The sequence below is a fragment of the Pseudomonadales bacterium genome (assembly GCA_024234215.1).
Classification (GTDB): Bacteria; Pseudomonadota; Gammaproteobacteria; order Pseudomonadales; family UBA5862; genus JACKOQ01.
The window spans coordinates 340,317-366,353 of sequence record JACKOQ010000001.1; the positions used below are offsets into that span (position 1 = coordinate 340,317).

The window sequence follows — 26,037 nt, forward strand, 5'->3', positions numbered from 1 at the left end:
CTTGCGCCTCGGACATTGTCCGGGTCGCAGAACAATAACAGCGCAAAATGATTCGCGTGCACGCACGACCCTCTCGAACATCAATAACCAGATACGGAGTGGCTTCCATGAAGACAACCCAACCGCCTCGCCTCGGGCGCACCCTGCTGGCCGCGACCATCGCCACGGCAGCCTTCGCCAGCCTGCCGCTGCAGGCGATCGAATATGAGTCGGGCGACACCAAGGTCAAGCTCGACGCCACCTTCTCGGCCGGCGCCAGTTGGCGGGTCAGCGAGCGGGCCAACTACAACATCCGCTCAGCTGGTGAGACGCCGGTCTCCTACGGCAACTCCGGCAGCGGCAACGACTCCAACCTCAACTACGACAAGGGCGACATCTTCAGCAAGGTGGTCAAGGTGACGCCGGAGCTGGAGATCACCAACGGCAACTACGGTGGTTTCTTTCGCGCCAAGGCCTTCTATGACTTCAAGATGATGGATGGCGAGCTGCGCTACTATAAAGAGGGCATCAACAAGCATGGCCTCAATGACGTCGGCAGCAGCATCGATCTGCTCGACGCCTTCGTCTATGGCAACTTTGATCTGGGCGAACATCCGCTGACGGTGCGGGTGGGTCAGCAGGCGCTTGGCTGGGGTGAGGCGATCTTCGCCTCCGGCGGCATTGCCAGCATCAACCCGGTCGATGGCAACGCCGCCCGCCTGCCGGGTGCCGAGGTCAAGGAGATCATCCTGCCGACCGGCATGATCTCGCTGAACTTCGGCTTCAGTGACAGCGTCTCGGCCGAAGGCTTCTACCGCCCCAACACCTTCTGGAAAGAGACCGTCCTGCCCTCCTGCGGCAGCTACTTTCTGCCGCGTGACATCACTGGCAGCTCTGGTCCCAACCTGAATGCCGCCAACAGCTGTACCCATTTGCGCATTGCCGGTCCGGCGGTGACCACCAACGCCAATGGTGACATCGTCGGCTCCGACCTCTTTTCGACTGCCGTGTCTGCGGGCTACATTCCACGCGATCCTGACATCCATCCCGAGAAGGATGAGTACGGCGTGGCGCTGCGTTTCGTCCTGCCGACCGAGTATGAGATGGCGCTGTTCTACACCATGACCAACGCCACGACCGGTAGCATCTATGGCCGGCCGGCCACTCCGTTCGGAACCGTGAACACCGGCTCCTACGGCTTCTACTTCCCGGAAGGGATCGAGAGCTATGGCATCAGCTTCAATGGCAACTCCTGGGGCAGCGCCTGGCAGGGTGAGCTGGTCTACCGGCCCAACAATCCGCTCAACTTCTCTGAGCAGGCGATGATATTGTCCAACCTGCGCTACAACGGCGGGTTGACCAATACCAAGCTGATGACCGGCCTGCTGCCCAATGGCGTGCCAACGCTCAACATGACCGAAGAGGCCGAAACCTGGCAGGCCACTACGGCGATGACCCGCGTGCTCAATCCGAGCGCACTGTGGGACAGCGGCAGCCTGCTGGTCGAGGTGATCGGCAACTATGCCGCGCTCAACAACGATGTAGTGCAGGTCATCACCCCGATGACGATGCGGCACTACGATGTCAACGAGTTTGCCTGGGGCTACCGCGCCCGTCTGGGGCTCAACTACTTCAACATCAGCCCGCTGGGGCTCACGCTGGGGCCATCGATCCTCTGGAGCCACGACGTCAATGGCGTCAGCCGCAGCGGGGTCGGCCAGGGCATGAAGGAGGGCAACCAGTCGCTGACGCTCGGTCTTGAGACCAAGTACCTGACCAAGCACACGGTCACGGTCAGCTACACCAACTTCTTCCACAGCAAGGCCTACGCCGACAACCTGTCGGACCGTGACTTTGTCTCGTTGAACTATATCTACTCACTCTGATCAGCAGATGATTTGAACCAACGTCCCGAGGTGACCCTGATGAATTTGACTGAAAAAATGACGCTGGCGAGCGGTCTGCTGCTCACGCTGGCCACCCCGAGTCTACTGGCCAAGGTGCCGGCGGAACAGGCGGCGCAACTGGGTGGCGACAAGCTGACCTATATTGGCGCCGAGAAGGCAGCCAATGCCGACGGCTCGATTCCGGTGTGGGATGGCGGTTTTCCGCAAAGCCGGATTCCGGCCAACTGGAAGCCGGGTGACGTCTACACCAACCCCTGGCCGGAAGACAAGCCGCTGTTCACCATCACTGCGCAGAATGTCGGTCAGTACAAGGAGAAGCTGACACCGGGCCAACTGGCGATGTTCGAGAAGTACCCCTCGACCTACAAGATTCCGGTCTATGTGAGCCGGCGCACGGCGACGGTGCCGGATCGGGTCAAGGAGTCGATCAAATACAACGCCGCCAACGCCACGCTGGCCAACCAGGGCAAGGGGGTGGCCAACTACAAGGAGGTGACCCCGTTCCCGATCACCAGCGATGGACTGGAGGCGATCTGGAACCACATCTTCCGCTGGCGTGGCGGCATCGGCGTGATCCAGAACGAGGCCGGCTTTGCGCCGCAGGTCGACGGCTCGGCCACCAAGGTGTCGCTGACGGTCAACTTCTGGTTCAACCCGGAGGCGGGCAAGGCGGGCAGCCAGTATGAGAACATCATCTTCATGTACACCTCCGAGGTGACGGCGCCATCACGGCTGGCCGGCAGCCCGGTGCTGCTGCACGAGAGCATCGACCAGTCGCGCGAGCCACGGCTGGTGTGGCGCTACAACGCCGGCCAGCGGCGGGTGGCGCGGGCGCCCGATGTCGGCTTCGACAACCCGAGTGACGCGGCCGATGGGCTGCTGGCATCCGATCAGGTGGACATGTACAACGGCTCGCCGGAGCGCTACGACTGGAAGCTGCTGGGCAAGAAGGAGATCTACATCCCCTACAACAACTACGAGATGAACCAGCCGGCGGTGAAGTACAAGGATCTGCTGACGCCGGGCCACCTCAACCAGCAGTGGAGCCGTTATGAGCCGCACCGGGTGTGGGTGGTGGAGGCGAAGCTGAAGGCCGATCAGCGCCACATCTACAGCCGGCGGGTGATGTTCCTGGACGAGGACACTTGGCAGGTGGCCGAGCATGACATGTATGACGGCAAGGACCAGCTGTGGCGGGTGCAGGAGGGTTACCACACCCACTTCTGGGATGCCAGCACCGGCTGGGTGCAGGTCTACACCACCAACGACCTGAATGCCAAGCGTTACTATGCGCGTGGTTTCGTGAACGAAGAGAAGCCCTACGAGTTCACCACCAGGTTCAGCTTCGAGGACTTCACACCGGCGGCACTGCGGCGCAAAGGGGTGCGCTGAATCCAGAGCGATTCGGTTGCCTGATCTGAACGGGCCGGTCTCGCAGGAGACCGGCCTTTTTTGTGTGCGTCCGAATCTGATCTGGATGCGATCGGCAGCGAAAAGCTGTTGTCAACCCGGTTGATGTGATATAAGAGCCGCTCTTCGGTGCCATAACAATAACAAGAATCGGTCATGAAGAGAGCGACGATGCACGGCACAGGCTGTGCCACTCCGACAGCAGCGCTGTTCGGATCGATTTCCCAAACAGCACACCACTGGTCCAGCCGGACGGGTTCGGCTCGTTCGTGCTGGTGCGTCAGCCATTTTGCAGTCAAGGGGGGCACAGCAGCATCCGGACAGCGCAGAGATCACTTCAGTTTGGGCAGAGCGTGCGCATCAGCGCGGGCCGATTCGCGTTTGACAGGAGCCATCATCCCGATGGCTCAGGGTGAACATGACACATTGAGGTAGAGACGATGCATTTCAGCACGAAAATGACGCTGGCGAGCGGCCTGCTGCTCACGCTGGCCACCCCGACGCTGCTGGCCAAGGTGCCGGCGGAGCAGGCGGCGCAACTGGGCGGCGACAAGCTGACCTATATTGGCGCCGAGAAGGCGGCCAATGCCGATGGCTCGATTCCGGCCTGGGATGGCGGTTTTCCGCAGAGCCGGATACCGGCCAACTGGAAGCCGGGCGATGTCTACACCAACCCCTGGCCGGAAGACAAGCCGCTGTTCACGATCACCGCGCAGAACGTCGCTCAGTACAAGGAGAAGCTGACGCCGGGCCAGCTGGCGATGTTCGAGAAGTACCCTGCGACCTACAAGATTCCGGTCTATGTGAGCCGGCGCACGGCGACGGTGCCGGATCGGGTCAAGGAGTCGATCAAATACAACGCCGCCAACGCCACGCTGGCCAACCAGGGCAAGGGGGTGGCCAACTACAAGGAGGTGACCCCGTTCCCGATCACCAGCGATGGACTGGAGGCGATCTGGAACCACATCTTCCGCTGGCGTGGCGGCATCGGCGTGATCCAGAACGAGGCCGGCTTTGCGCCGCAGGTCGACGGCTCGGCCACCAAGGTGTCGCTGACGGTCAACTTCTGGTTCAACCCGGAGGCGGGCAAGGCGGGCAGCCAGTATGAGAACATCATCTTCATGTACACCTCCGAGGTGACGGCGCCATCACGGCTGGCCGGCAGCCCGGTGCTGCTGCACGAGAGCATCGACCAGTCGCGCGAGCCACGGCTGGTGTGGCGCTACAACGCCGGCCAGCGGCGGGTGGCGCGGGCGCCCGATGTCGGCTTCGACAACCCGAGTGACGCGGCCGATGGGCTGCTGGCATCCGATCAGGTGGACATGTACAACGGCTCGCCGGAGCGCTACGACTGGAAGCTGCTGGGCAAGAAGGAGATCTACATCCCCTACAACAACTACGAGATGAACCAGCCGGCGGTGAAGTACAAGGATCTGCTGACGCCGGGCCACCTCAACCAGCAGTGGAGCCGTTATGAGCCGCACCGGGTGTGGGTGGTGGAGGCGAAGCTGAAGGCCGATCAGCGCCACATCTACAGCCGGCGGGTGATGTTCCTGGACGAGGACACTTGGCAGGTGGCCGAGCATGACATGTATGACGGCAAGGACCAGCTGTGGCGGGTGCAGGAGGGTTACCACACCCACTTCTGGGATGCCAGCACCGGCTGGGTGCAGGTCTACACCACCAACGACCTGAATGCCAAGCGTTACTATGCGCGTGGTTTCGTCAACGAAGAGAAGCCCTACGAGTTCACCACCAAGTTCAATTTCGAGGATTTCACGCCGGCGGCGCTGCGTCGCAAGGGAGTACGCTGAGTCTCGACTGATCCGGTTGCCGGGCATGAACGGGCCGGTCTCGCAGGAGACCGGCCTTTTTTATGCGCATGGGGCTCTTCGAAAAATCAGGATGAGCAACTGATCTGCAACCGCTGACCCCATTCGGGTGGCGAACCGGCCCAGGCTTCATCGGCCGGATGTTCGTCATGCGGTTGGTGCAGCAGCCGGGCCAGCCGATCGATCAGGCTGAAGTCGCCCTGTTCCGCCTGGCGGATCGCCTGTTCGGCCAGGTAGTTGCGCAGCGTGTATTTGGGGTTGACCTGTCGCATGGCCGCGGCGCGTTCGGCGGGCTGGGTCTGCTCCTGTTGCAGCCGTCGTGTGTAGAGGCGGTGCCAGGCATCGAAGGCATCGGGCTGCGCGAAGAGGGCGCGGGCCTGCCGCCGACGCTGCTCGTTCTCCTCGCTGCTCAATGCCCGGAAACAGCGGCTGTAGTCGACATGCTGGGCATGCAGCAGGTTGAGCAGATCGAGCATGAGTTGGCGGTCATCCGCCTGTTCGGTCATCAACCCGAGCTTGGTCCGCATTCTGCGCTCGAAGTGGTGCAGGTAGCGCCACTGGTACTGGTCGAGCGCCCGTTCGATCGCCTCGGCCTCGATCCATTCACTGAAGCAGAGCGCCAGTGCGCGCAGGTTCCACCAGCCGATGGCCGGTTGCTGATCGAAGGCGTAGCGGCCATGGTGGTCGGAGTGGTTGCAGATGTGGTCGAAGCGGTAGTGGTCCTGAAAGCCGTAGGGTCCGTAGTCGAGCGTTTCGCCGATGATCGACATGTTGTCGCTGTTCATCACGCCATGGGCAAAGCCGACCGCCTGCCACTCGGCAATCAGCCGCGCGGTGCGATCGATCACGTCGCACAGCAGTGTCAGCGGGGGCCAGGCGCTGTCGAGCGCGGCAGGAAAGTGGCGCTCGAGGGTGTAGTCGAGCAGTTGCTGCAGCGAGGCCTGGTCGCCGCTGTGGTGGAAGTACTCGAAATGGCCAAAGCGGATGTGGCTGCCGGCCAGTCGCAACAGCGTGGCGCCCGGTTCGATCCGCTCGCGCCGCACCGGCAGGTCACTGCCGATGACACAGAGTGCGCGCGTGGTGGGGATGCCCAGACCGGTCATTGCGATGCCGGCCAGGTATTCACGGATGCAGGAGCGCAACACCGCGCGACCATCGCCCATGCGCGAAAAGGGCGTCAGGCCGGCGCCCTTCAGATGCAGGTCGATGCGCTCGCCATTGCGATTGCAGACCTCGCCGAGCAGCAGTCCGCGCCCATCGCCCAACCGCGGGCTGTAGCCGCCGAACTGATGGCCGGCATAGACCATCGCCAGCGGATCGGCGCCGGGCAGTGTACGCTGACCGCTGAAAATCTCCGCCCAATCGGTGGCCGCCAGCGTGGCAGGGTCGAGATCGATCAGCGCGGCGGCCGAGGCATCGACCGCGACCAGATAGGGATTGGGCAGCGGATCGGGCGGTTGCCGGTGGTGGAACTGTCCCGGCAGGCGGGCAAAGCTGTTGTCGAAATTGAGGTGCGGGGCGGGTTGCATTCCGGCTCTCCCGGTGCTGGAATCGGGGCTGAAGTCCGAGTATAACGCTTGGATATTGTCGGAGGGTATCGCAGATGGTCAACCAAAGTGCGTTCGATTTTTCGGTGCGGAACATCGAGGGCGAACCGGTGGCGCTCGACTGTTATCGGGGCAAGGTGCTGTTGCTGGTCAATGTGGCCAGTCGCTGTGGTCTGACACCGCAGTACGCCGACCTCGAGGCGCTCTATGCGCAGTACCGTGACCGCGGGCTGGAGGTGCTGGGTTTTCCCTGCAATCAGTTCATGAACCAGGAGCCGGGCAGTGAAGCGGAGATTCAGCAGTTCTGCCAGACGCAGTACGGGGTGCAGTTTCCGCTCTTTGCCAAGATCGAGGTCAATGGCAGCGGCCGGCATCCGCTCTATCGGTGGCTGACCGCTGCCGCCCAGTCGCAGCCGGGTGACATTCAATGGAATTTCGAGAAATTTCTGATCGATCGCACCGGGCAGGTGGCTGCGCGCTTCGCGCCGCGGGTGTTGCCGCTGGATGCAACCCTGATCGAAGCCCTCGAGCGGACGCTTGCGACGACGCAGTGAGGCTGATTCGCTCCGACGGCCGCGGTTGTCGCAGATCAAGGAAGTTTTCATTGCCGGCAGGTGATCTCGGTGTTCTCTTGAACAACCCAGAGGGCTTACGTACCATGCTGGCAGCAGTGCGGGACCGAACCACAGACCGATAACAACCCGACTGCGCTTGTGCCCGTCAGCCCGCTTCAGCCACACCCCGTTCTTGCGTGGTCCGCTGCGGCCAACCCCGCCGTCCTGTCTGTCTGGCGCGGGTTGACAGACAAAATCACAACAATACAGGGAGAACACCATGCGTGAAGTCGTAATCGTGGACAGCGTCCGCACCGGCCTTGCCAAATCGTTTCGTGGCAGCTTCAACATGACGCGGCCTGATGTGATGCTCGCGCATTGCATCGATGCGCTGCTCGACCGCAATCCGGCGCTCGACCCCGCGCTGGTCGACGACAACATCGTGGGGGCTGCCAGCCACGATGGCTATCAGGGCATGAACATCGGCCGCACCTCGGTCATCCTGTCGAAATATCCGATCACGGTCTCTGGCCTGAGCCTGAACCGCTACTGCTCATCCGGCTTGCAGAGCATTGCCATCGCCGCCAACCAGATTGCCAGCGGTTTTGCCGATGTGATCACCGCCGGCGGTGTCGAGCAGGTCACCCTGACCCAGGGCAAGAGCAACAGCGAAGGGCTGCTGAACGAGCAGATCGCCAAGACCGCACCGGGCATCTACATGCCGATGGGGCAGACCGCCGAAGTGGTCGCCAAGCGCTACAAGGTGAGCCGCGAGTCACAGGACGAGGTGGCCTACCAGAGCCAGGTTCGCACGGCCCGCGCCCAGAAAGAGGGGCTGTTCAAGGATGAGATCGTGCCGATGAAGGCCACCTACATGGAGGTCGACAAGGCCACTGGCGAGACCAGGCACATCGAAACCGTGGTGGACCGCGATGAGTGCAACCGCCCCTCGACCACGCTGGAAGGGCTGGCCGCGCTGAAGCCGGTCTTCGATCCGGAAAATGGCACCGTGACCGCCGGCAACTCTTCGCAGCTCTCCGATGGCGCCTCGATGACGCTGGTGATGGCGGCCGACATGGCCGAAAAGCTGGGGCTGCAACCGCTGGCCTACTTCCGTGGCTTCACCGTTGCGGGCTGCAACCCAGACGAGATGGGCATCGGCCCGGTCTTCTCGGTGCCCAAGCTGCTGCAGCGTGCCAAGCTGAAGATCGATCAGATCGACCTGATCGAACTGAACGAAGCCTTTGCCTCGCAGGTGGTCTACTGCCGCGATCAACTCGGCATCACGATGGATCAGCTCAATGTCAACGGCGGTTCGATCAGCATCGGTCACCCCTACGGCATGACCGGTTCGCGTCTGACCGGCCATCTGTGCCGTGAGTTGAAGCGGCAGAAGAAGCGTTATGGCATGGTGACGATGTGCATCGGTGGCGGCATGGGCGCCAGCGGTCTGTTCGAAGCCTGCTGAGTCGCCTCTGCGACAGTGGGATGCTGTGAAAACAGCAGTGGTCCGGGGAACCGGGCTGCTGCTGGGACAGCGCAAGAGTTTGACGGCGTTTTCTCTTCTTCCCTCTGCATGACGCGGTGTCGAACCGGCACCGCGCCTGTTCGCCGGATTTTTTCATTCAACGCCTGGATGTTTCCGGGCTGTCCGACCTGCCTGGTGTGTCGGTTTTTGAACAGGGCCGTTGCCTGCGAATGCGCATCAGCGCAGCGCAGGACGCAGAAAATCTGCGGGTGCAGAGGTCGGAATGGGCTGTTTCAGGCCGGTGCTCCAGCCCGAGCCCTGGCAGGTTCGATCAGAAACATCACTCGAATAAGGCGCGGGCGAGACCTAACGGCTGGTCCGGGTCGCCCGCCTTGATCAGAGAGCGCTGCCGGCCATCAGTCTGCCATGTCCTTGAGCCGCTTGAGCGGCAGCACCTTGACGCTGGTCGAGGCCGGCTTGGCGGCCACATCCATGAATTCCCCCGGTTTGAATGGGTTGGGCACATTCTTGCGCGCCTTCTTGGCCGGCTTCTTGACCGCCTTGATCTTCAGCAGGCCGGGCAGCACGAATTCGCCGGCTCCTTTTTTGCCCAGGTGACGCTCGATCACCACCGCCAGTTCGTCGAGCACATCGCTGACCTGTTTGCGGGTCAGTGAGGTGTTTTCGGCGATGTCGGCCAGAATCTGGGTCTTGGTGTACTTTTCGGCAATCGGAGCGCTCTTGGTGGCGGGGGCTTTTTTTGTTGTCATGAGAGAATCCTGGGGCATAGGGGGATGAAATAAGTGGAGTCAGGCAATTGGTGGGGGTCGGGGCGAAGCAGCCAGTGGTGGCAGGCCCTGACCGAACCGCCCAAAACGCAGTGCGTTATAGCCTATCGATTGCGGTGCGTGCAAGCGGCACGCGGTCAAAAAAGCGTTTTTCATCACGTTGGCGGCGTCACTGCGATCTTCATCGCTGGCGGGACCATGATGCGGATGTCTCGATGCAAGACTCGGGTATAATTCCCACCCCTTGCGGAGTGGCCCGGTCTGTTGGGCCCGGTTCGATATCTGTCGAGAATCAGGAGCGACTCCATGCCTATTTATGAGTACCGTTGCGAACGCTGCCAGCACAAGCTCGAAGCCATTCAGAAGATCAGTGACGAGCCGCTGGTCGATTGCCCGGCCTGCGGCCAGCCCGGACTGAAGAAATTGATCTCCGCCGCCGGCTTTCGCCTCAAGGGGGGCGGCTGGTATGAAACCGACTTCAAAAGCGGCAGCAAGAAAGGGTTGGCCGACAGTGCCGGCAGTGGCAGTGAGTCGACCTCTGGCGCCAGCAGCACCAGTGAAACCACCTCGTCGTCCAGTGCCTCTTCGGCCGAATAGCGTCGCCCTTCATCGCCTTCCGTTTTCGTCTCAGGAACAATCATCATCATGCGTAGCCATTACTGTGGCGATTTGAGCAGCAGCCAGGTGGGCGAGCAGGTCACCCTCTGTGGCTGGGTCCACCGTCGCCGTGACCATGGCGGGGTCATCTTTCTCGATCTGCGCGACCGTGCGGGCATCGTGCAACTGGTGTTCGATCCGGACAATCAGGTGGCCTTCGCCAACGCGGATCGGGTGCGCAACGAGTATGTGGTGCGCGTTGCCGGTCGAGTACGGCCCCGGCCAGCGGGGACCGAGAACAGCGAAATGGCGACCGGTGCCATCGAGGTGAACGGTGTCGAGCTGGAGATTCTCAACAGCGCCGACACGCCGCCGTTCCAGCTCGATGGCCACACCGAGGCGGGTGAAGAGGTGCGGTTGCGTCATCGCTATCTCGATCTGCGCCGGCCCGAACTGGCGCAGCGGCTGCGCTTTCGTGGCCAGGTGACCAGTCTGATCCGCCGCCAGCTGGAAGAGGCCGGCTTCATCGACATCGAGACACCGATCCTGACCCGTGAGACGCCGGAAGGGGCGCGCGACTATCTGGTGCCGAGCCGCACCCATCCGGGCAGTTTCTTCGCGCTGCCGCAGTCACCGCAGCTGTTCAAGCAGTTGCTGATGGTGGCCGGTTTCGACCGCTACTATCAGGTGGCCAGATGTTTTCGTGACGAGGATCTGCGGGCCGATCGCCAGCCGGAGTTCACCCAGATCGACCTGGAGGCCTCCTTTGTCGACGAGACACAGATCATGGCGATCACCGAGTCGATGGTGCGCCAACTGTTCCGGCAGCTGCTGGAGGTCGAACTGCCGCCGCTGCCGCGGATGACCCATGCCGAGGCGATGCGGCGTTATGGCAGCGACCGGCCCGACCTGCGCAACCCGCTGGAGCTGGTCGATGTGGCCGATCTGATGCAGGGGGTCGAGTTCAAGGTCTTCAGCGCGCCGGCCAATGATCCGCAGGGGCGGGTTGCGGCGCTGCGCCTGCCGGGCGGGGGGTCACTGAGCCGCAAGGAGATCGACGACTACACCCAGTTCGTCGCCATCTATGGCGCCAAGGGGCTGGCCTACATCAAGGTGAACGCGCTGGCGCAGGGGCTGGCGGGCTTGCAGTCGCCGATTCTCAAGTTCATTCCCGAAGCGGTGGTGATGCGGCTGATCGAGCGGGTCGGGGCGGTCGATGGCGACCTGATCTTCTTTGGTGCCGACCAGGCTAGGGTGGTCAATGACGCACTCGGCGCACTGCGGCTGCGGCTCGGTGCCGACCGGGGGCTGCTGCAGGGCGACTGGGCACCGCTGTGGGTGGTCGACTTTCCGCTGTTCGAGCGCAATGACGATGGCAGCTGGAGCTCGCCCCACCACCCCTTCACCCAGCCGGCCTGCTCGACCGAGGAGATGATGCGTGATCCGGCGGCCGCGCTGTCACGCGCCTATGACCTGGTGCTGAACGGCATCGAGCTGGGCGGCGGTTCGATCCGCATTCATGACGCCAGGATGCAGCAGGCGGTGTTCGACCTGCTCGGCATCGGCCGCGAGGAGGCCGAAACCAAGTTCGGCTTCCTGCTGGCGGGCCTGCGCCATGGTGCGCCGCCACATGGCGGACTGGCGCTCGGCCTTGACCGGATGGTGATGCTGATGACCGGCGCCCAGTCGATCCGCGAAGTGATCGCCTTCCCCAAGACCCAGACCGCCGCCTGTCTGATGACGCAGGCGCCCAGCGTGGTCGGCGAGCCGCAGTTGCGCGAGCTCAACATCCGTCTGCGCACGGTCGACTCCAACCGCAAGTGACACAGCTTCAAGCGAGGCGCGATTGACATGGCAGGGCACAGCAAATGGGCCAACATCAAGCACCGCAAGGCGGCACAGGATGCCAGGCGCGGCAAGGTCTTCACCCGGCTGATTCGCGAGATCACCATCGCGGCCCGTCTGGGTGGCCCGCTGCCGGCGGACAATCCGCGGTTGCGCAGCGCGGTCGACAAGGCGCTCGGCAGCAACATGACCCGCGACACCATCGACCGCGCCATCCAGCGCGGTGCCGGTGCCGGTGATGAGCAGCAGCTCGACGAGGTCACCTATGAGGGCTATGGCCCCGGCGGGGTGGCGATCCTGGTCGAGGCGATGACCGACAACCGCAACCGCACCGTGGCCGAGGTGCGCCATGCATTCGCCAAGCATGGCGGCAACCTCGGCACCGATGGCTCGGTGGCCTACCTGTTCAGCAAGAGTGGCCAGATCACCTTCGCGCCGGGCGCCGACGAGGAGAAGATTCTGGAGATCGCACTCGAGCATGGCGCCACCGACGTCATCAGCGAGGAGGATGGCTCGATCGAAGTGCTGACGCCGCCACATGACCTGCTGACGGTCAAGGATGCGCTGGTGGCGGCTGGCTGCCGGCCCGACAGCAGCGAAGTGGTGATGCTGCCGGCGACCCAGGTCGAGGTCGAGGGTGAGGCGGGCGAGAAGGTGGCGCGCCTGCTGGAGCGGCTGGAGGATCTTGATGATGTGCAGAATGTCTTCACCAATGCCAACCTCTCCGAGGCGCTGTTGGCCGGGCTGGAGTGACGTGCCGACCTGCGCGCCTTCCATCCGTGGCGTATCTGTCCGATGAAGGTGCTGCTCGGCATCGATCCGGGTTCGCGGGTGACCGGTTATGGGGTGATTCAGGCCGAGGCCGGGCGTGTCGACTACCTCGACAGCGGCTGCATCCGCATGAGCACGGTGACGATGCCGGTGCGACTGGGTGAGATCTTTACCGGCGTCACCACCCTGATCGACCGCTACCGGCCAGTTGAACTGGCCATCGAGCAGGTGTTCCTGGCGCGCAACGCCGATTCGGCGCTGAAGCTGGGACAGGCGCGCGGCGCCGCGATCGCGGCAGCGGTCAGCCGTGGTCTGCCGGTGGCGGAGTATTCGGCCCGACAGATCAAGCAGGCGGTGGTGGGCAAGGGCGCGGCGGAGAAACAGCAGGTGCAGCACATGGTCAGGGAGCTGTTGCGGCTCGAACGGGCGCCGGCCAGCGATGCGGCCGATGCCCTGGCGGCGGCCATCTGCCATGCCCACACTCTGCAGAGCGGCGCGCTGCTGTTGCTGCAGTCGACTGACCGGTCGCGCCGCGCCCGGTCCCGGCGCGGCACGGCGCTGCTGGCAGTGCATCCGGCACGGCCGGAGAGCGATCGATGATTGGCCGAATCAGCGGCATCCTGCTCGAGCGTCATCCGGCCGGGTTGCTGGTCGACGTGCAGGGTCTGGGTTATGAGGTGAAGGTGCCGCTCAGTACACTGTTTGCGCTGCCGATCGTCGGTGAACGGGTCACATTGCACACCCATCTGGCGAGCCGGGAGGATGGACAGACGCTCTATGGTTTTCTGACGCTGGCCGACCGCGAGCTGTTCCGCGAACTGATCAAGGTGACCGGCGTGGGCCCCAAGCTGGCCCTGACGATTCTCTCCGGCGTCTCGGCCGAGCAGTTCGTGCGCGCGGTGCGCGCGCAGGATGGCAGTGCGCTGGTGCGGCTGCCCGGCATCGGCAAGCGGACCGCCGAACGGCTGCTGCTGGAGCTGCGTGACCGCCTCGATGATTGGCAGGTGGCCGGCGCTGGCTCTGGCCCGAGCGACGCCGGAACTCGGTCGCCGGTGGTGGAGGTGTCGCCGATGCAGGAGGCAGAGCAGGCGCTGGTGGCGCTGGGCTACAAGCCGCAGGAGGCGGCGCGCGCGGTCAGCCGTGCCCAGCAGGAGGGTGATGAGCCCTCGACCAGCGAAGCGTTGATCCGTCGGGCACTGCGCTCGATGGTGGGAGGCTGAGCATGGGGCAGGTCAACGGAGCAGGTCGATGATCGAATCGGAGCGCATCGTGTCGGCGCAGCCCAAGGGGCGCGAGGAGGGCAGCGACCTGTCGATCCGCCCGGCCCGCCTCGGTGACTACATCGGTCAGGCAGCGGTGCGCGAGCAGCTCGAGATCTTCATCGGCGCCGCCCGCGCCCGCGGCGAGGCGCTCGACCACACGCTGATCTTCGGTCCGCCCGGACTGGGCAAGACCACCCTGGCCAACATCATCGCCAACGAGATGGGGGTGGCGGTCAAGTCCACCTCCGGTCCGGTGCTGGAGCGGGCCGGCGATCTGGCCGCGCTGCTGACCAACCTCAACCGCGGTGATGTGCTCTTCATCGACGAGATCCATCGGTTGAGCCCGCTGGTCGAGGAGGTGCTCTATCCGGCGCTCGAAGATTTTCAGCTCGACATCATGATTGGCGAGGGGCCGGCGGCGCGCTCGATCAAGCTCGATCTGCCGCCCTTCACGCTGGTTGGCGCCACCACCCGCGCCGGATTGCTCACCTCGCCGCTGCGTGACCGCTTCGGCATCGTCCAGCGGCTGGAGTTCTATGACACCCCGGCGCTGGCGCTGATCGTCACCCGGGCGGCGGCGATTCTCGGCATCGCCATCGATCCGCAGGGCGCGACCGAGATCGCCTGCCGTGCCCGCGGCACGCCGCGCATCGCCAACCGTCTGCTGCGGCGGGTGCGCGATTTTGCCGAAGTGAAGGGTGATGGTCACATCACCCGCGAACTGGCCGATCGTGCCCTCAACATGCTGAGTGTCGACCAGTTGGGTTGTGACCCGATCGACCGCCGTCTGCTGCTGACGCTGATCGACAAGTTCGGTGGTGGTCCGGCCGGCATCGACAGCCTGGCCGCCGCGATCGGCGAGGAGCGCGGCACCCTCGAGGATGTGGTCGAACCCTTTCTGATCCAGCAGGGCTTCATCATCCGCACCCCGCGCGGACGGGTGGTGACCCAGCAAGCCTATCTGCACTTCGGTCTGCAACCGCCGGCGGTCACCGGTGATGCCGGGCAAGGGGCACTGCCGTTGTGAGCAGCCAGCCGGAGCATCCCGCCGCAGTGCCCTTCAGCCTGGCGATCAGGGTCTACATCGAGGACACCGATGCCGGCGGCAGGGTCTATTATGTCAATTATCTCAAGTACATGGAGCGTGCCCGCAGCGAATGGCTGCGCCGGCTCGGTTTCGAGCAGCAGACATTGCGGGCGCAGAACCTGCTGTTCGTCGTCCACTCGCTCGAACTGCGCTATCACCATCCGGCCCGGCTCGACCAACTGCTGCAGGTCACCGCCGATCTGATCGAGACCGGCCGCGCCAGTCTGCTGTTTGCCCAGCAGGTGCTCGATGCCGCTTCCGGAGGCTGTCTCGCCAGCGGTCAGGTGCGAATCGCTGCGGTGGCGGCCGACAGTGGCAGGCCGCTGCCACTTCCTGAACCTCTGCGCCATGCGCTGGTCTCACCCCCATCCCTCTCCCCGTAAGGATTTTCGTCGTGCCCGCTTCCAGTGAACTCTCGATCATCAGCCTGATCATCCATGCCACCCTGCCGGTGCAGGCGGTGATGCTGACGCTGTTCCTCGCCTCGTTCTTCTCCTGGGTCTTCATCATTCAGCGTGGCCGGGCGCTGGGGCGGGCGCGCAAGGAGATGGCGGCGTTCGAGGAGCAGTTCTGGTCGGGCATCGACCTTGGCAAGCTCTACCGTGACGGCAATGCCCGCGCCAACGATGGCCAGCTCTTCACCGGTCTGGAGCTGCTGTTCCGCGCCGGCTTCAAGGAGTTCTTCCGTCTGCGGCAGCAGGAGGGGGCCGATCCGGAAGCGGTGCTCGACGGGGTGCAGCGGGCGATGCGGGTGTCGCTGTCGAAGGAGCAGGAGAAGCTCGAAGCGCAACTGCCGTTTCTGGCCACGGTCGGCTCCACCAGCCCCTATGTCGGCCTGCTCGGCACGGTCTGGGGCATCATGAACTCCTTCCGTGGTCTTTCCACCGTCCAGCAGGCGACCCTCGCCACCGTGGCCCCCGGCATCGCCGAGGCGCTGGTGGCCACCGCGATCGGCCTGTTTGCCGCGATCCCGGCCGTGGTGGCCTACAACCGCTACTCGGCGATGGCCGAGGGGCTGATGGCCAACTACCAGACCTTCACCGAGGAGTTCTCCAACATCCTGCACCGCCAGCTCCACAGCCGTGGACCCAACCGTCTGGGAGAGTAGTCATGGCGCAACTTCGTGGCAAACGTGGTCCGATGGCGGAGATGAATGTCGTCCCCTACATCGACGTGATGCTGGTGCTGATGGTGATCTTCATGGTGACGGCGCCGATGCTGACCCAGGGAGTGGTGGTCAACCTGCCGAGCGCCAGCACCGAACCGGTGCCCGAGCAGAAGGAGCCGATCGTCGTCTCGGTTGATGCGACCGGCAGCTACTACATCGACTCCGCTGCCGATCCCAAACAGGCCGTCGACCTTGCGGCCGTGCAGGCGTTCGTTGGCAAGGTGGTGCAGCAGCGCCCCGATGTCGCCATCTATGTGCGCGGAGATCAGCAGGTCGATTACGGCAAGGTGGTCACGCTGATGGCCGCGTTGCAGGCGGTGGGCGCCAAGAGTGTGGGGCTGATCACCCAGCCTGCCGAAAAATAGCATGGCGTCGACCTCCAGATCGCAGGAGTGGAGCCTCCCGGTCGCGGGCGCCGTGCTGTTGCACGTCGCCATCGCGCTGCTGCTGGCGCTGAACTGGCGCAGTGAACCGCGGGTGGTCGAGCAGCCGCGTGCGATTCAGGCCACGCTGATCACGCCGCAGCCGACCCGATCGGCGGCGACCGGTGGCCGTTCGGCGGCCCGCCCAACGCCGCCGGAGCCGGTCAGACCCGAGCCGCCGAAGCCGAAACCGGAACCCCCCAAGCCGCAGCCACCGCAGCCGCAACCCAAACCCGAGCCGCCGAAACCGGAACCCCCCAAACCCGAGCCCAAGCCCGAGCCGCCGAAGCCGCAGCCGAAGGCGGAGCTGCCGAAGCCGCCGCCCAAACCGGAGCCAGCGAAACCGCAACCGAAACCCGAACCGCCCAAGGCCGAGCCGGCGAAGCCACAATCCAAGCCCGAACCAGCCAAACCTCAACCCAAACCGGAGCCGCCCAAGCCGCAGCCGAAGCAGGAGTCTCCCAAGCCGGTCGCCAAACCGGACGCGGCACCCAAACCGGCCGACGAACGGCAGAAGGCGCTGGCCGATCTGGCCAATGCGCTGCGCAGCGAAGAGGCGAAGAATGCGCCGGCCACGGCGCCGGCGCCAGCGGCGGCACCGGGCAAGGTGGATCAGCCAGCGGCCGGCAGCAGTGCCGATGCCAAGGTCGACGACAAGGAGATAGCCAAGTACAAGGCATTGATCACGCAAGAGATTCAGCAGAACTGGAGCCGTCCGCCGGGCACCCGGCCCGACATGAAGGTCGAGCTGGAGATTCGCCTCGGCCCCGGTGGTGAACTGCTGACTGCCCGCGTGGTCCAATCGAGCGGCAGTGAGGCATTCGATCGATCGGCCTTGCAGGCGGTCAACAGAATCAATACCTTTCCGGTGCCCGAAGAGCCGCGGCTGTTCGAACACTTTCGCACCCTCAACCTCGTCTTCAAGCCAGAGGATCTCCCTTGAGTCGCATGACCTGCCTTCTTTCGTCCGCGCCCGCCGCGTTGCGCCGCCGGTGGCGGCCATTCGGACTGCTGGCGCTGCTGTTGAGCCTCCTCGGCTGGTCACGGCTGGGTGTCGCCAACCTGACCATCGAGATCACCTCGGGTGTCGACAATCCGATCAAGGTGGCGATCGTGCCGTTTCGCGGTGCAGAAGGGGTGGATGACGTGGCCGGCATCGTCTCCGGCGACCTGGAGCGAACCGGACAGTTCAGTGCGATTGCCCGCAACAACATGCTGAGCACACCGCATGAGGAGCAGGAGGTGGTGATGCGCGACTGGCGCCTGCTCGGCGCCGACTATGTCGCCATCGGCCAGTTGCAGCGCACTGCCAATGGGCAGTCGGAGGTGCGCTATCTGCTCTTCAACACCGCCACCGGCGCCCGCCTGCTGGCCGAGACGCTGACCGGACGCAGCGACCAGACCCGCGCGCTGGCGCATCGGGTCAGCGACCGCATCTACGAGGCGATCACCGGCATTCCCGGCATCTTCTCCACCCAGATGATCTACATCACCGAGTCGCGCTCCGCCGGTGCGATGCGCTACCGGCTGTTCCTGGCCGATGCCGATGGCGAGCGGCCACAGGTGCTGCTCGATTCGCGGGAGCCGATTCTGTCGCCGGCCTGGGCACCCGATGGCGAGCGAATCGCCTACGTCTCTTTCGAGACCGGCCGACCCGCCATCTATGTGCAGAACGTGCGCAGCGGCCAGCGCGAGCAGGTGACCAATTTCTCCGGCCTCAACAGCGCGCCGGACTGGTCACCCGATGGTCGCCGGCTGGCCCTGGTGCTGTCGAAGGATGGCGATCCGGAGATCTACATTCTCGATCTGGCGACCCGCAACCTGAAGCGGGTCACCAGCCACTTCGCCATCGACACCGAGCCGCGCTGGCTGCCCGATGGCGAATCGCTGATCTTCACTTCCAACCGCGGCGGCAAGCCGCAGATCTACCAGCTCGACCTCGATTCGCTGGCAGTGAAGCGGGTCACCTATGAAGGTGACTACAACGCCCGTGGCACCGTGACTGCCGATGGGCGCACGCTGGTGTTCGTCCACCGCAGCGGCGGCAACTTTCACATTGCCGCGCAGGACCTCAAGCGCGGCAATGTGCGCATCCTCTCCGACACCCGGCTCGATGAGTCACCCAGTGTTTCGCCCAATGGCACCATGGTGCTCTATGCGACTGAAACCCGCGGGCAGGGTATACTTGCCGCCGTGTCGATCGATGGCCGGGTGCGGTTTCGCATTCCCGCCACCGAAGGTGACGTGCGCGAACCGGCCTGGTCGCCACTGCGCTGATGCGGTCGTACCGATCTCAACCACTTCGCAACACTCCAAGGGAGAATTTCATGTCACTGTCTCGTCTGCTTACTCTCGCGCTGCTGATGGTCAGCCTGGTGGGCCTGGCTGGTTGCAGTTCCAAGGGCGACATCGATGAAACCGCGGCCGGTGGTGCGGCGGCTGGCATGGGTGGTCAGGGCGGCGCCTCCAGCTATGGGGCCGGCGCCGGGGGTGGCATCGGCGCTCACGGCGGCAGTGGCGGCATCCCCTCCTCGCCGGCCGAACTGGTCAAGGTGATCTACTTCGACTTCGACCAGGATGCGATCCGTGACGAGTACCGCGAGCAGGTGGTGGCCCACGCGCTCTATCTGAAGAACAACCCGCAGGCCAGCCTGACCATCGAGGGCCACTGTGACGAGCGCGGCACCCGCGAATACAACCTGGCGCTCGGTGAGCGGCGGGCCAAGGCGGTGCGCAACTTCCTGCTGCTCGAAGGGGTGGCCTCGAACCAGATCGAAGTGGTCAGCTATGGCGAAGAGCGTGCCGAGAACCCGGAGCACTCCGAGGAAGCCTGGTCGCAGAACCGCCGCGCCCAGTTCCGCTACTGATCGGGTGAGGCAGTGAGGTCGAAGTTCGGTGCTTTGGGGCTGCTGGCTGTCGTGATGGCGCTGCAGCCCCTTCCGCTCCTTGCGGCGGAAGCCCCGCCGGCGGCTGCTGCCAGCAGTGGCGGCGGCAGCGTCAGTTCGGAGCTGTTTCTCAAGCTTCAGCAGATGGAGCAGGAGATCCTCGAACTGCGTGGCCGCATCGAGGAGCAGAGCCACGACATCGAGCAGTTGAAGACGCGGCAGAAAGAGCACTACCTCGACTTCGATCGACGCATCAATGAACTGAAGTCACCGGCTGCGGCTGCTCCGGCCGCGGCAGGTGAGACAGCTCCGGTTCAACCGGCGGCCGCCGCGCCCCAGCAGACCGCAGCGGCACCGGCAAGCACGCCGGCTGCGGCGGCGACCGGCAATGCCGAGGAGGCCTACAAGAGCGCCTATCAACTGGTCAAGGAGCGGCGCTTCGATGAGGCGCGCAGCAGCTTCGAGGCCTTTGTGCAGCGCTTTCCCAAGGGTGACTACACCGCCAATGCCTACTACTGGCTGGGTGAGCTCTACCTGCTGAAATCGGACTGGGAGGCGGGCCGACGCTCGTTCACCAAGGTGATCGGCGACTATCCGCAACATCCCAAGACCCCCGATGCGATGTACAAGCTCGGCGTGGTCTACCACAAGATGGGGCAGAACGACCGCGCCAAGGAGATGTTGCAGAAGACCCGCACCATCTTCCCCGACAGTTCGGCGGCCAGGCTGGCCGAGATCTACCTGCGCGAAATCAAGTAGCCGCGGAGCCCTCCGCACTCCAGATGGCCAAGGCGCAACTGCGTATCACCGAGATTTTTCTCTCGTTGCAGGGCGAGGGGCCCAGTGTCGGCTGGCCCACCACCTTCATCCGCCTGACCGGCTGCCCGCTGCGCTGCCACTACTGCGACACCAGTTATGCTTTCAGCGGCGGCAGCCTGCACTCACTCGACGAGATCATCGCCGCCACGGCCGGCCATGGTGCCCGCCATGTCTGCGTCACCGGTGGCGAACCGCTGGCGCAGCCGCGCTGTCTCGACCTGCTCGTGCGGCTCTGTGACCTGGGTTACCGGGTCTCGCTCGAAACCAGCGGTGCCATCGACCTCGATGGTGTCGATGCGCGGGTGGTCAAGGTGATGGATCTGAAGACGCCCGGTTCGGGGGAGGTCGAGCGCAACCTCTGGCGCAACCTCGATCTGCTCAATCCGCATGACCAGATCAAGCTGGTGCTGCGTGATCGCCGCGACTATGAGTGGGCCCGCTTCATGCTTGATCAGCATCGACTGCCCGAACGGGTCGAAGCGGTGCTGTTCTCGCCCTGTCAGGGGGAACTCGATCCGGCACGGCTGGCGCAGTGGATGCTCGATGACCGGCTGCCGGTCCGGTTCCAGTTGCAACTGCACAAGGTACTCTGGGGCGATCAGCCCGGACGTTGAGGGGATGAACATGGCAACCAGCAGCGAACGGCGCGCGGTGGTGCTGCTCTCCGGTGGGCTCGACTCCAGCACGGCGCTGGCGGCCACCCGTGTCGAGGGCTATCACTGCTACTCGATGGCGGTCGACTATGGCCAGCGTCACCAGGCCGAGCTGGAGGCAGCACAGCGGATCGCTCGGCAACTGGGCGCGGTCGAACATCGGGTGATGAAGATCGATCTGGCCGGCATCGGTGGCTCGGCGCTGACCGACCGCAGCATCGCGGTGCCGGAACAGCCGAGCCCGGGCATTCCCGTCACCTATGTGCCCGCGCGCAATACCATTTTTCTGGCGCTGGCACTGGCCTGGGCGGAGGTGCTCGATGCCGATGCCATCGTCATCGGCGTCAATGCGGTCGACTACTCCGGCTATCCCGACTGCCGACCGGAGTTCATCGCCGCCTTTGCCGGCATGGCCAACCTCGCCACCCGTCGCGCGGTGCTGGGCCAGCGCATCGAACTGAAGACGCCGCTGATCGACCTGACCAAGGCGCAGATCGTGCAGTGGGGCGCGGCGCTGGGTGTCGACTACGCTCTGACGGTCTCCTGCTATCAGGCCGATCTGACCGGCGCAGCCTGTGGCCGCTGCGACAGTTGCCGGCTGCGCGCCAAGGGGTTCAGCGACGCCGGTCTGCCCGACCCGACCCGCTACGCCTGAACCGGGCATTCAGGCGCTGGAACAGCGCTCCGGCCACACAGCTCATCCGCCTGCGCCGTCGGGCGCGAGATTTTCCGCGAAGTGAAAACTGCGCTTCGACATCCCTTCGCGTTCGTAGAAACGGTGTGCGTCGACTCTGTGCAGGCCGGAGTCGAGGTGCAACTGCTGGCAACCCGCCTGGACCGCGAATGCCCGGAGCCATGACGGCAGCGTGGCGCCCAGCCCTTGGGAGCGGTGGTTGGGCAGGGTCACCAGGTCATCGACGTAGAGAAAACGGCCCCAAGCGAGGTTTTCACCGAGGCGAAAGCCCGCCACCGCCACGGCCATGCCGTCCTGTTCGACAAAGGCCAGGCGGTACCCCGAGGCCTGCTGGCGGCGAATCCGCGAAACAAAATCCGCCTCCGCGATCTGCGGGCGCAGTGTCTGCATGGCTGGATGGCAGCCGGCAATCTCCGCATCGGTTTCGGCAAGATGAATGTGCATCGCTGGCATCCCGAGGCTGAAGAGAAGCGCCGGCGGAGTCAGCGGAGCGCCGCCCGCCGCTGTTTCACGGTCCGATGCAGCAGCGCGAACAGCGTGATCAGCAGCGGCATCAGCAGGATGTTGAGAGCCTTGATCCAGGTGCCCAACTGCTCGATCTCCTGGTTGAGCTGATGCTGGACGGTGCGCAGCTCCTTGCGCAGCCGCAGCTTCTCCTGCTGGAACTGCTCGATGGTGGCCTCCTGCTCCGGTGTCAGCGTGGCGCTCTTCTGCTGTTCGCCTTCGCCATTGCGCTGGGCTTGCAGTGCCCCCAGCTTCTGCTCGGTCTCCTTCAGACTGGCCTGCAGCTGCTCCTGCTTCTCTCTGAAGTGGGCAGAGGCTTGCTGTTGCAGCGCGATGACCCGGGTGAAGGGGCGGTAGAACTGACCCCGGCCGCGGATGGCGATCAGGTCGGGGTTGCCGCTGAGGTTGTCCACCGCATTGGCGATAAGATCGCCGTTGTCGGCGAAGGGGGTGCCCACCTGCTGTCCCATGAAGTTCTGCACCCGCACCCAGAGCCGGTCGGTGAGCAGGTCGGTGTCGGCCACCACCAGGATGTTGCTGTCGCTCTGCGAGGCGGCGAGATGGGGCAGCAACGGCTTGGCTGCCGGAGCGGGTGGCTCAGCGGCTGCCTTGGGCGCATTGGCCGGCGGCTTGGGCTCGGCCGGCGGGCCAGCGGGGAAGGCGCTCTGCAACGGGCCGGTGATGCGCGCCGCCACCGTGTAGAGCTGGCCATCCGGTTCGAAGCCCTGATAGAGCAGCGATGGATCGGTCAGTCCGAGCATCTTGTCGGCATCGATCAGCATGCTCTGCGAACTCGACTGCATCAGCGGGGTGAAGCGGGTGGTGGCCCCTTCGATCGGCTTCAGCACACCGGAGGAGGAGACCAGCACATACTCGAGCCGGCTCATGATGACGTCGCTGCTGTCGAAGCCACTCTTGTCGAGCGCCAGAATCGCCGGATGGCGCACCTGGCGGGCCTCTTCACCCACGGTGACGTTGATCGCATGGCCATCGTCGAGCAGCACCTTTTTGTCGACCATCTCGACGCCCCAGCTCTTCATCAGCGCCGGCAGGTTGGAGGCGGCGTCACCCAGTTCCATCATGCCCTGATTCATGCGCTCGGCATGGGGGTCGACGAAGAGGATCAGCTTGCCACCGCGCATCAGGTACTGGTCGATGGCGTACTCCAGCCGCGGCGGCAGTTGTTGCGGATGGATCAGCACCAGCAGGTCATAGAGCTTGGGGTCGAGTTCGCTGGTCTCGTTGCCCACCTGCTTGAACTCGAAGAGCTGCTCCAGCTGCGCGAAGGCCATCCACGGCGGCGTGGGCTGGCGGCGCAGCATGTCGATGCCGCCCAGCACGTCGATGGCGCTGATCAGCCCCACCGTCGGCCGCTTGCCGCGGCTGACGGTGTAGATCATCCGGCTGATGTCATATTCCAGCAGGGGTTCGCGATCGGGGCTGAAGAAGGGGATGCGCTCGGTGGTGCCGTTCTCTCCCTTGGCGGCCAATCCCAGATAGATCTGCGGCCCGCCAGCCTGCAGCGGAATGGCGTTGATGCCGAGTTCGGCCGCCTTGTCCTCGGCCTCCGAGAAGGGCTCCGGATCGATCACCTCCAGCAGCAGTTTACCGTTGCTGGCCAGCCGATACTCATCGATCAGCTCGCGCACCCGCTTGGCGTAGGCGCGGATGAATGGATTCTCCTTGCTCTCCTTTTCGGAGAAGAACAGATAGAGGTGCACCGGCTTGTCGAGCGATTGCAGCAGCTTGCGGCTGCCGTCGGAGAGTGAGTAGAGCCGGTCCTGGGTCAGGTCGATGCGTGCTGCGGGCAGCAGCCGATCGATCAGCAGGGTGGCTGCACACAGCAGCGTCAGCAGCAGAATCAGCCCGGTTCTGGAGAAGAGTCTGGTGAATTTCATCGTGATGCTCCGGTTTACTGTGCCTTTTTCATGTCGATCACGATCGCGGTGGCGGTGAGCCAGCCGACGATCATCAGCACGAAAAACAGCAGGTCACGAAAATCGAGCACGCCGCGGCTGATCGCATTGAAGTGGGTCATGAAGCTCAGTGAGGCCACGGCATCCAGCAGCGGCTGACTGGCCCAGCCCTCGAAGAAGTTGAGCAGCAGCGGCAAACCGGCCACCACGTAGCAGAAGCAGATGACGATGGTGAGAATGAAGGCGATCACCTGGTTGCTGGTGCAGGCCGACATGCAGGAGCCGATCGCCAGAAAGGCCCCGGCCATCAGCCAGCTGCCCAGATAGCTGGCGAGGATGATGCCATTGTCCGGGTCGCCGAGGTAGTTGACGGTGATCCAGATCGGAAAGGTGAGCAGCAGCGCCAGACCACTGAACAGCCAGGCGGCGAGGAACTTGCCCAGCACCGCCTCGTGCAGCCGGATCGGCAGCGTCAGCAGCAGCTCGATCGAGCCGGTCTTGCGCTCCTCGGCCCACAGCCGCATCGCCAGCGCCGGAATCAGAAAGAGGTAGAGCCAGGGATGAAAGTTGAAGAAATTGAGCAGATCGGCCTGACCCATCTCGTAGAGGTTGCCGACACTGAAGGCGAAGACGCTGGCCACCACCAGAAAGATCACGATGAAGATGTAGGCCAGCGGGGTGGCGAAGTAACTGGCCAGCTCGCGGCGCATGACAATGGTCGTGGCGGACATCAGGCGGCTTCTCCGGTGGTCAGTTGGCGGAACACATCGTTCAGTTCACCCTTCTCGACATAGATCTGGCTGATCGCCCAGCCTTCGCTGGCGATTCTCTGGTTGAGTGCTGGCAGAATCTCCTGCCCCGTGACCGGAATCAGCGTGTAGCGCTGGTTGACCTGATCCTCTTCCACCGCCTGCACGCCGGGCAGCATGCGCAGCTTCTCACCGAGCGCCGGCTCGCGGCTCTCGACGGTCACCGCCCGGTGGTAGCGGGAGTGGGCCTCGAGCTGCGCCGGTGTCGCGTCGGTCAGCAGCCGGCCGTTGGCGATGACGATCACCCGGCTGCACAGCGCGGTCACCTCTTCGAGGATGTGGGTCGAGATGATGATGATCTTCTCTTTCGACAGCCCGCGGATCAGCTCGCGCACCTGATGCTTCTGATTGGGGTCGAGCCCATCGGTCGGCTCATCCAGAATCAGCACCCTGGGGTCATGGATCAGCGCCTGTGCCAATCCGACCCGGCGCCGGAAGCCCTTCGACAGCGTCTCGATGCGTTTGCCCAGCACCGTTTCCAGATCGAGCGCGGCCACCACCCGATCGATCGCCTCGCTGCGCTGCTGTTTGGAGAAGCCGCGAATCTCGGCGATGAAGCGAAGAAACTCGGCAGCGGTCATGTCGCCATAGGCCGGCGCCCCCTCCGGCAGATAGCCGATCAACCGCTTGGCGGCCAGCGGCGTGCGCCAGATGTCCTGATCGAAGATGGTCACGCTGCCCTCGGTCGGGGCCAGAAAGCCGGTGATGATCTTCATCGTGGTCGACTTGCCGGCACCATTGGGGCCGATGAAGCCGAGCACTTCGCCGCTCTTCAGCTCGAACGAGAGCCGATCGACGGCGACGAAGCCATCAAAGGATTTGGTCAGGGAGGAGACACGGATCATGGCCGAAACCTGTGGGGCATGTGATGCATGGAGAGCTGGCAGATGGCAGCGGAATCTTGTCGAACGATCAGAGGAGAAAAATGCAGTGGGGCGGGACTATAGGCAGCCCCCTGCGGCTTTGCAAGCGGGAGTGGCGGGCGGTTTTTTTGTCGGCATGGCCGTCGCATTGCCTGTCCGGCACAGAGGGTGCTTTACCGGGAGGTGAAGGCGGTTCCGCCCTTGCATTGTGCAAAGCGCGCAGCGCACAATGGCCCGCAAGCAATGCGGGCATGGAT

At 64.1% G+C, this 26,037-nt stretch carries 26 protein-coding genes; 20 read left to right on the forward strand and 6 right to left on the reverse strand.

Features of this window, described 5'->3' with window-relative positions:
• Positions 1–107 precede the first annotated feature (107 nt).
• The 3 genes from H7A13_01665 (at position 108) to H7A13_01675 (ending at position 5,110) form a co-directional block, all read left to right on the forward strand.
• On the forward strand, positions 108–1,865 hold the full coding sequence (locus tag H7A13_01665; GenBank protein MCP5332062.1) for a DUF1302 domain-containing protein: 1,758 nt from the start codon (positions 108–110) through the stop codon (positions 1,863–1,865).
• Positions 1,866–1,904: 39 nt separating this feature from the next.
• Complete coding sequence (locus tag H7A13_01670) at positions 1,905–3,278, forward strand: DUF1329 domain-containing protein (protein ID MCP5332063.1); 1,374 nt, start codon at positions 1,905–1,907, stop codon at positions 3,276–3,278.
• A gap of 458 nt (positions 3,279–3,736) precedes the next feature.
• Positions 3,737–5,110 carry a DUF1329 domain-containing protein gene (locus tag H7A13_01675; protein MCP5332064.1) on the forward strand — a complete coding sequence of 458 codons (1,374 nt, stop codon included), beginning with the start codon at positions 3,737–3,739 and terminating at the stop codon, positions 5,108–5,110.
• A gap of 86 nt (positions 5,111–5,196) precedes the next feature.
• Here H7A13_01675 and H7A13_01680 read toward each other — a convergent pair whose 3' ends face one another.
• Complete coding sequence (locus H7A13_01680; GenBank protein MCP5332065.1) at positions 5,197–6,657, reverse strand: YdiU family protein; 1,461 nt, start codon at positions 6,655–6,657, stop codon at positions 5,197–5,199.
• A 74-nt stretch (positions 6,658–6,731) separates the two neighbouring features.
• On the opposite strand from H7A13_01680, the gene H7A13_01685 reads away from it, so the two are divergent.
• Complete coding sequence (locus H7A13_01685) at positions 6,732–7,229, forward strand: glutathione peroxidase (GenBank protein ID MCP5332066.1); 498 nt, start codon at positions 6,732–6,734, stop codon at positions 7,227–7,229.
• 280 nt (positions 7,230–7,509) lie between these two features.
• Positions 7,510–8,697: a thiolase family protein gene (locus H7A13_01690; protein ID MCP5332067.1), complete on the forward strand. Its 1,188-nt coding sequence runs from the start codon at positions 7,510–7,512 to the stop codon at positions 8,695–8,697.
• A 416-nt stretch (positions 8,698–9,113) separates the two neighbouring features.
• On the opposite strand, the gene H7A13_01695 is transcribed toward H7A13_01690, so the two are convergent.
• On the reverse strand, positions 9,114–9,467 hold the full coding sequence (locus tag H7A13_01695) for an HU family DNA-binding protein (protein ID MCP5332068.1): 354 nt from the start codon (positions 9,465–9,467) through the stop codon (positions 9,114–9,116).
• Between the two features lie 324 nt (positions 9,468–9,791).
• Between H7A13_01695 and H7A13_01700 the strand changes: the two genes are divergently transcribed.
• Genes H7A13_01700 through queC form a run of 15 tightly spaced genes read left to right on the forward strand, consistent with a single transcriptional unit; the run spans position 9,792 to position 21,649 of the window.
• A complete protein-coding gene (locus H7A13_01700; protein MCP5332069.1) occupies positions 9,792–10,082 on the forward strand; it encodes a zinc ribbon domain-containing protein in 291 nt (96 codons plus the stop codon).
• Between the two features lie 45 nt (positions 10,083–10,127).
• Positions 10,128–11,906 (forward strand): aspartate--tRNA ligase, encoded by a 1,779-nt coding sequence (gene aspS / locus H7A13_01705; protein MCP5332070.1) that lies wholly within the window; start codon positions 10,128–10,130, stop codon positions 11,904–11,906.
• A 27-nt stretch (positions 11,907–11,933) separates the two neighbouring features.
• Positions 11,934–12,680: a YebC/PmpR family DNA-binding transcriptional regulator gene (locus H7A13_01710; GenBank protein ID MCP5332071.1), complete on the forward strand. Its 747-nt coding sequence runs from the start codon at positions 11,934–11,936 to the stop codon at positions 12,678–12,680.
• Between the two features lie 42 nt (positions 12,681–12,722).
• Complete coding sequence (gene ruvC, locus H7A13_01715; GenBank protein MCP5332072.1) at positions 12,723–13,298, forward strand: crossover junction endodeoxyribonuclease RuvC; 576 nt, start codon at positions 12,723–12,725, stop codon at positions 13,296–13,298.
• A complete protein-coding gene (gene ruvA, locus H7A13_01720; GenBank protein MCP5332073.1) occupies positions 13,295–13,918 on the forward strand; it encodes a Holliday junction branch migration protein RuvA in 624 nt (207 codons plus the stop codon). Before ruvC ends, ruvA begins: the two co-directional genes overlap by 4 nt.
• A gap of 28 nt (positions 13,919–13,946) precedes the next feature.
• Positions 13,947–14,987, forward strand: coding sequence for a Holliday junction branch migration DNA helicase RuvB (ruvB, locus tag H7A13_01725; protein MCP5332074.1), 1,041 nt, complete (start codon positions 13,947–13,949; stop codon positions 14,985–14,987).
• A gap of 26 nt (positions 14,988–15,013) precedes the next feature.
• Positions 15,014–15,430, forward strand: a complete 417-nt coding sequence (gene ybgC, locus H7A13_01730) for a tol-pal system-associated acyl-CoA thioesterase (GenBank protein MCP5332075.1) — start codon at positions 15,014–15,016, stop codon at positions 15,428–15,430.
• 11 nt (positions 15,431–15,441) lie between these two features.
• A complete protein-coding gene (gene tolQ / locus H7A13_01735) occupies positions 15,442–16,155 on the forward strand; it encodes a protein TolQ (protein MCP5332076.1) in 714 nt (237 codons plus the stop codon).
• A 2-nt stretch (positions 16,156–16,157) separates the two neighbouring features.
• Positions 16,158–16,580 carry a protein TolR gene (gene tolR, locus H7A13_01740; protein MCP5332077.1) on the forward strand — a complete coding sequence of 141 codons (423 nt, stop codon included), beginning with the start codon at positions 16,158–16,160 and terminating at the stop codon, positions 16,578–16,580.
• Position 16,581: 1 nt separating this feature from the next.
• Positions 16,582–17,580, forward strand: coding sequence for a cell envelope integrity protein TolA (gene tolA, locus H7A13_01745; protein ID MCP5332078.1), 999 nt, complete (start codon positions 16,582–16,584; stop codon positions 17,578–17,580).
• Positions 17,581–17,585: 5 nt separating this feature from the next.
• Entirely contained in the window at positions 17,586–18,914 is a 1,329-nt protein-coding gene (tolB, locus tag H7A13_01750) for a Tol-Pal system protein TolB (protein ID MCP5332079.1), read from the forward strand.
• 50 nt (positions 18,915–18,964) lie between these two features.
• The gene (pal, locus tag H7A13_01755; protein MCP5332080.1) at positions 18,965–19,504 is read left to right on the forward strand and encodes a peptidoglycan-associated lipoprotein Pal; all 540 of its coding nucleotides are present in this window, start codon (positions 18,965–18,967) and stop codon (positions 19,502–19,504) included.
• Between the two features lie 54 nt (positions 19,505–19,558).
• Positions 19,559–20,281, forward strand: coding sequence for a tol-pal system protein YbgF (gene ybgF / locus H7A13_01760; GenBank protein ID MCP5332081.1), 723 nt, complete (start codon positions 19,559–19,561; stop codon positions 20,279–20,281).
• Positions 20,282–20,304: 23 nt separating this feature from the next.
• Positions 20,305–20,955: a 7-carboxy-7-deazaguanine synthase QueE gene (gene queE / locus H7A13_01765; GenBank protein ID MCP5332082.1), complete on the forward strand. Its 651-nt coding sequence runs from the start codon at positions 20,305–20,307 to the stop codon at positions 20,953–20,955.
• A 4-nt stretch (positions 20,956–20,959) separates the two neighbouring features.
• On the forward strand, positions 20,960–21,649 hold the full coding sequence (queC, locus tag H7A13_01770) for a 7-cyano-7-deazaguanine synthase QueC (GenBank protein ID MCP5332083.1): 690 nt from the start codon (positions 20,960–20,962) through the stop codon (positions 21,647–21,649).
• A gap of 42 nt (positions 21,650–21,691) precedes the next feature.
• Here queC and H7A13_01775 read toward each other — a convergent pair whose 3' ends face one another.
• The 4 genes from H7A13_01775 to H7A13_01790 are packed head-to-tail and all read right to left on the reverse strand — an operon-like array spanning position 21,692 to position 25,762.
• The gene (locus H7A13_01775) at positions 21,692–22,132 is read right to left on the reverse strand and encodes a GNAT family N-acetyltransferase (GenBank protein MCP5332084.1); all 441 of its coding nucleotides are present in this window, start codon (positions 22,130–22,132) and stop codon (positions 21,692–21,694) included.
• Positions 22,133–22,170: 38 nt separating this feature from the next.
• Positions 22,171–24,090, reverse strand: a complete 1,920-nt coding sequence (locus H7A13_01780) for a Gldg family protein (GenBank protein MCP5332085.1) — start codon at positions 24,088–24,090, stop codon at positions 22,171–22,173.
• Between the two features lie 14 nt (positions 24,091–24,104).
• Positions 24,105–24,839, reverse strand: coding sequence for a heme exporter protein CcmB (locus tag H7A13_01785; protein ID MCP5332086.1), 735 nt, complete (start codon positions 24,837–24,839; stop codon positions 24,105–24,107).
• A complete protein-coding gene (locus H7A13_01790) occupies positions 24,839–25,762 on the reverse strand; it encodes an ABC transporter ATP-binding protein (protein MCP5332087.1) in 924 nt (307 codons plus the stop codon). Before H7A13_01790 ends, H7A13_01785 begins: the two co-directional genes overlap by 1 nt.
• Positions 25,763–26,037 lie beyond the last annotated feature (275 nt).

What these genes read in the sequence shown, in the direction of transcription:
- H7A13_01675 (MCP5332064.1), top strand. Translation starts at nt 3,737, where the DNA reads ATGCATTTCAGCACGAAAATGACGCTGGCGAGCGGCCTGCTGCTCACG.
- ruvC (MCP5332072.1), top strand. Translation starts at nt 12,723, where the DNA reads ATGAAGGTGCTGCTCGGCATCGATCCGGGTTCGCGGGTGACCGGTTAT.
- tolR (MCP5332077.1), top strand. Translation starts at nt 16,158, where the DNA reads ATGGCGCAACTTCGTGGCAAACGTGGTCCGATGGCGGAGATGAATGTC.
- H7A13_01780 (MCP5332085.1), bottom strand. Translation starts at nt 24,090, where the DNA reads ATGAAATTCACCAGACTCTTCTCCAGAACCGGGCTGATTCTGCTGCTG.
- queE (MCP5332082.1), top strand. Translation starts at nt 20,305, where the DNA reads ATGGCCAAGGCGCAACTGCGTATCACCGAGATTTTTCTCTCGTTGCAG.
- ruvB (MCP5332074.1), top strand. Translation starts at nt 13,947, where the DNA reads ATGATCGAATCGGAGCGCATCGTGTCGGCGCAGCCCAAGGGGCGCGAG.
- H7A13_01670 (MCP5332063.1), top strand. Translation starts at nt 1,905, where the DNA reads ATGAATTTGACTGAAAAAATGACGCTGGCGAGCGGTCTGCTGCTCACG.
- pal (MCP5332080.1), top strand. Translation starts at nt 18,965, where the DNA reads ATGTCACTGTCTCGTCTGCTTACTCTCGCGCTGCTGATGGTCAGCCTG.
- H7A13_01680 (MCP5332065.1), bottom strand. Translation starts at nt 6,657, where the DNA reads ATGCAACCCGCCCCGCACCTCAATTTCGACAACAGCTTTGCCCGCCTG.
- H7A13_01790 (MCP5332087.1), bottom strand. Translation starts at nt 25,762, where the DNA reads ATGATCCGTGTCTCCTCCCTGACCAAATCCTTTGATGGCTTCGTCGCC.
- ybgF (MCP5332081.1), top strand. Translation starts at nt 19,559, where the DNA reads ATGGCGCTGCAGCCCCTTCCGCTCCTTGCGGCGGAAGCCCCGCCGGCG.
- H7A13_01710 (MCP5332071.1), top strand. Translation starts at nt 11,934, where the DNA reads ATGGCAGGGCACAGCAAATGGGCCAACATCAAGCACCGCAAGGCGGCA.
- H7A13_01690 (MCP5332067.1), top strand. Translation starts at nt 7,510, where the DNA reads ATGCGTGAAGTCGTAATCGTGGACAGCGTCCGCACCGGCCTTGCCAAA.
- H7A13_01695 (MCP5332068.1), bottom strand. Translation starts at nt 9,467, where the DNA reads ATGACAACAAAAAAAGCCCCCGCCACCAAGAGCGCTCCGATTGCCGAA.
- H7A13_01700 (MCP5332069.1), top strand. Translation starts at nt 9,792, where the DNA reads ATGCCTATTTATGAGTACCGTTGCGAACGCTGCCAGCACAAGCTCGAA.
- ruvA (MCP5332073.1), top strand. Translation starts at nt 13,295, where the DNA reads ATGATTGGCCGAATCAGCGGCATCCTGCTCGAGCGTCATCCGGCCGGG.
- H7A13_01665 (MCP5332062.1), top strand. Translation starts at nt 108, where the DNA reads ATGAAGACAACCCAACCGCCTCGCCTCGGGCGCACCCTGCTGGCCGCG.
- H7A13_01685 (MCP5332066.1), top strand. Translation starts at nt 6,732, where the DNA reads ATGGTCAACCAAAGTGCGTTCGATTTTTCGGTGCGGAACATCGAGGGC.
- tolB (MCP5332079.1), top strand. Translation starts at nt 17,586, where the DNA reads ATGACCTGCCTTCTTTCGTCCGCGCCCGCCGCGTTGCGCCGCCGGTGG.
- tolA (MCP5332078.1), top strand. Translation starts at nt 16,582, where the DNA reads ATGGCGTCGACCTCCAGATCGCAGGAGTGGAGCCTCCCGGTCGCGGGC.
- queC (MCP5332083.1), top strand. Translation starts at nt 20,960, where the DNA reads ATGAACATGGCAACCAGCAGCGAACGGCGCGCGGTGGTGCTGCTCTCC.
- H7A13_01785 (MCP5332086.1), bottom strand. Translation starts at nt 24,839, where the DNA reads ATGTCCGCCACGACCATTGTCATGCGCCGCGAGCTGGCCAGTTACTTC.
- H7A13_01775 (MCP5332084.1), bottom strand. Translation starts at nt 22,132, where the DNA reads ATGCACATTCATCTTGCCGAAACCGATGCGGAGATTGCCGGCTGCCAT.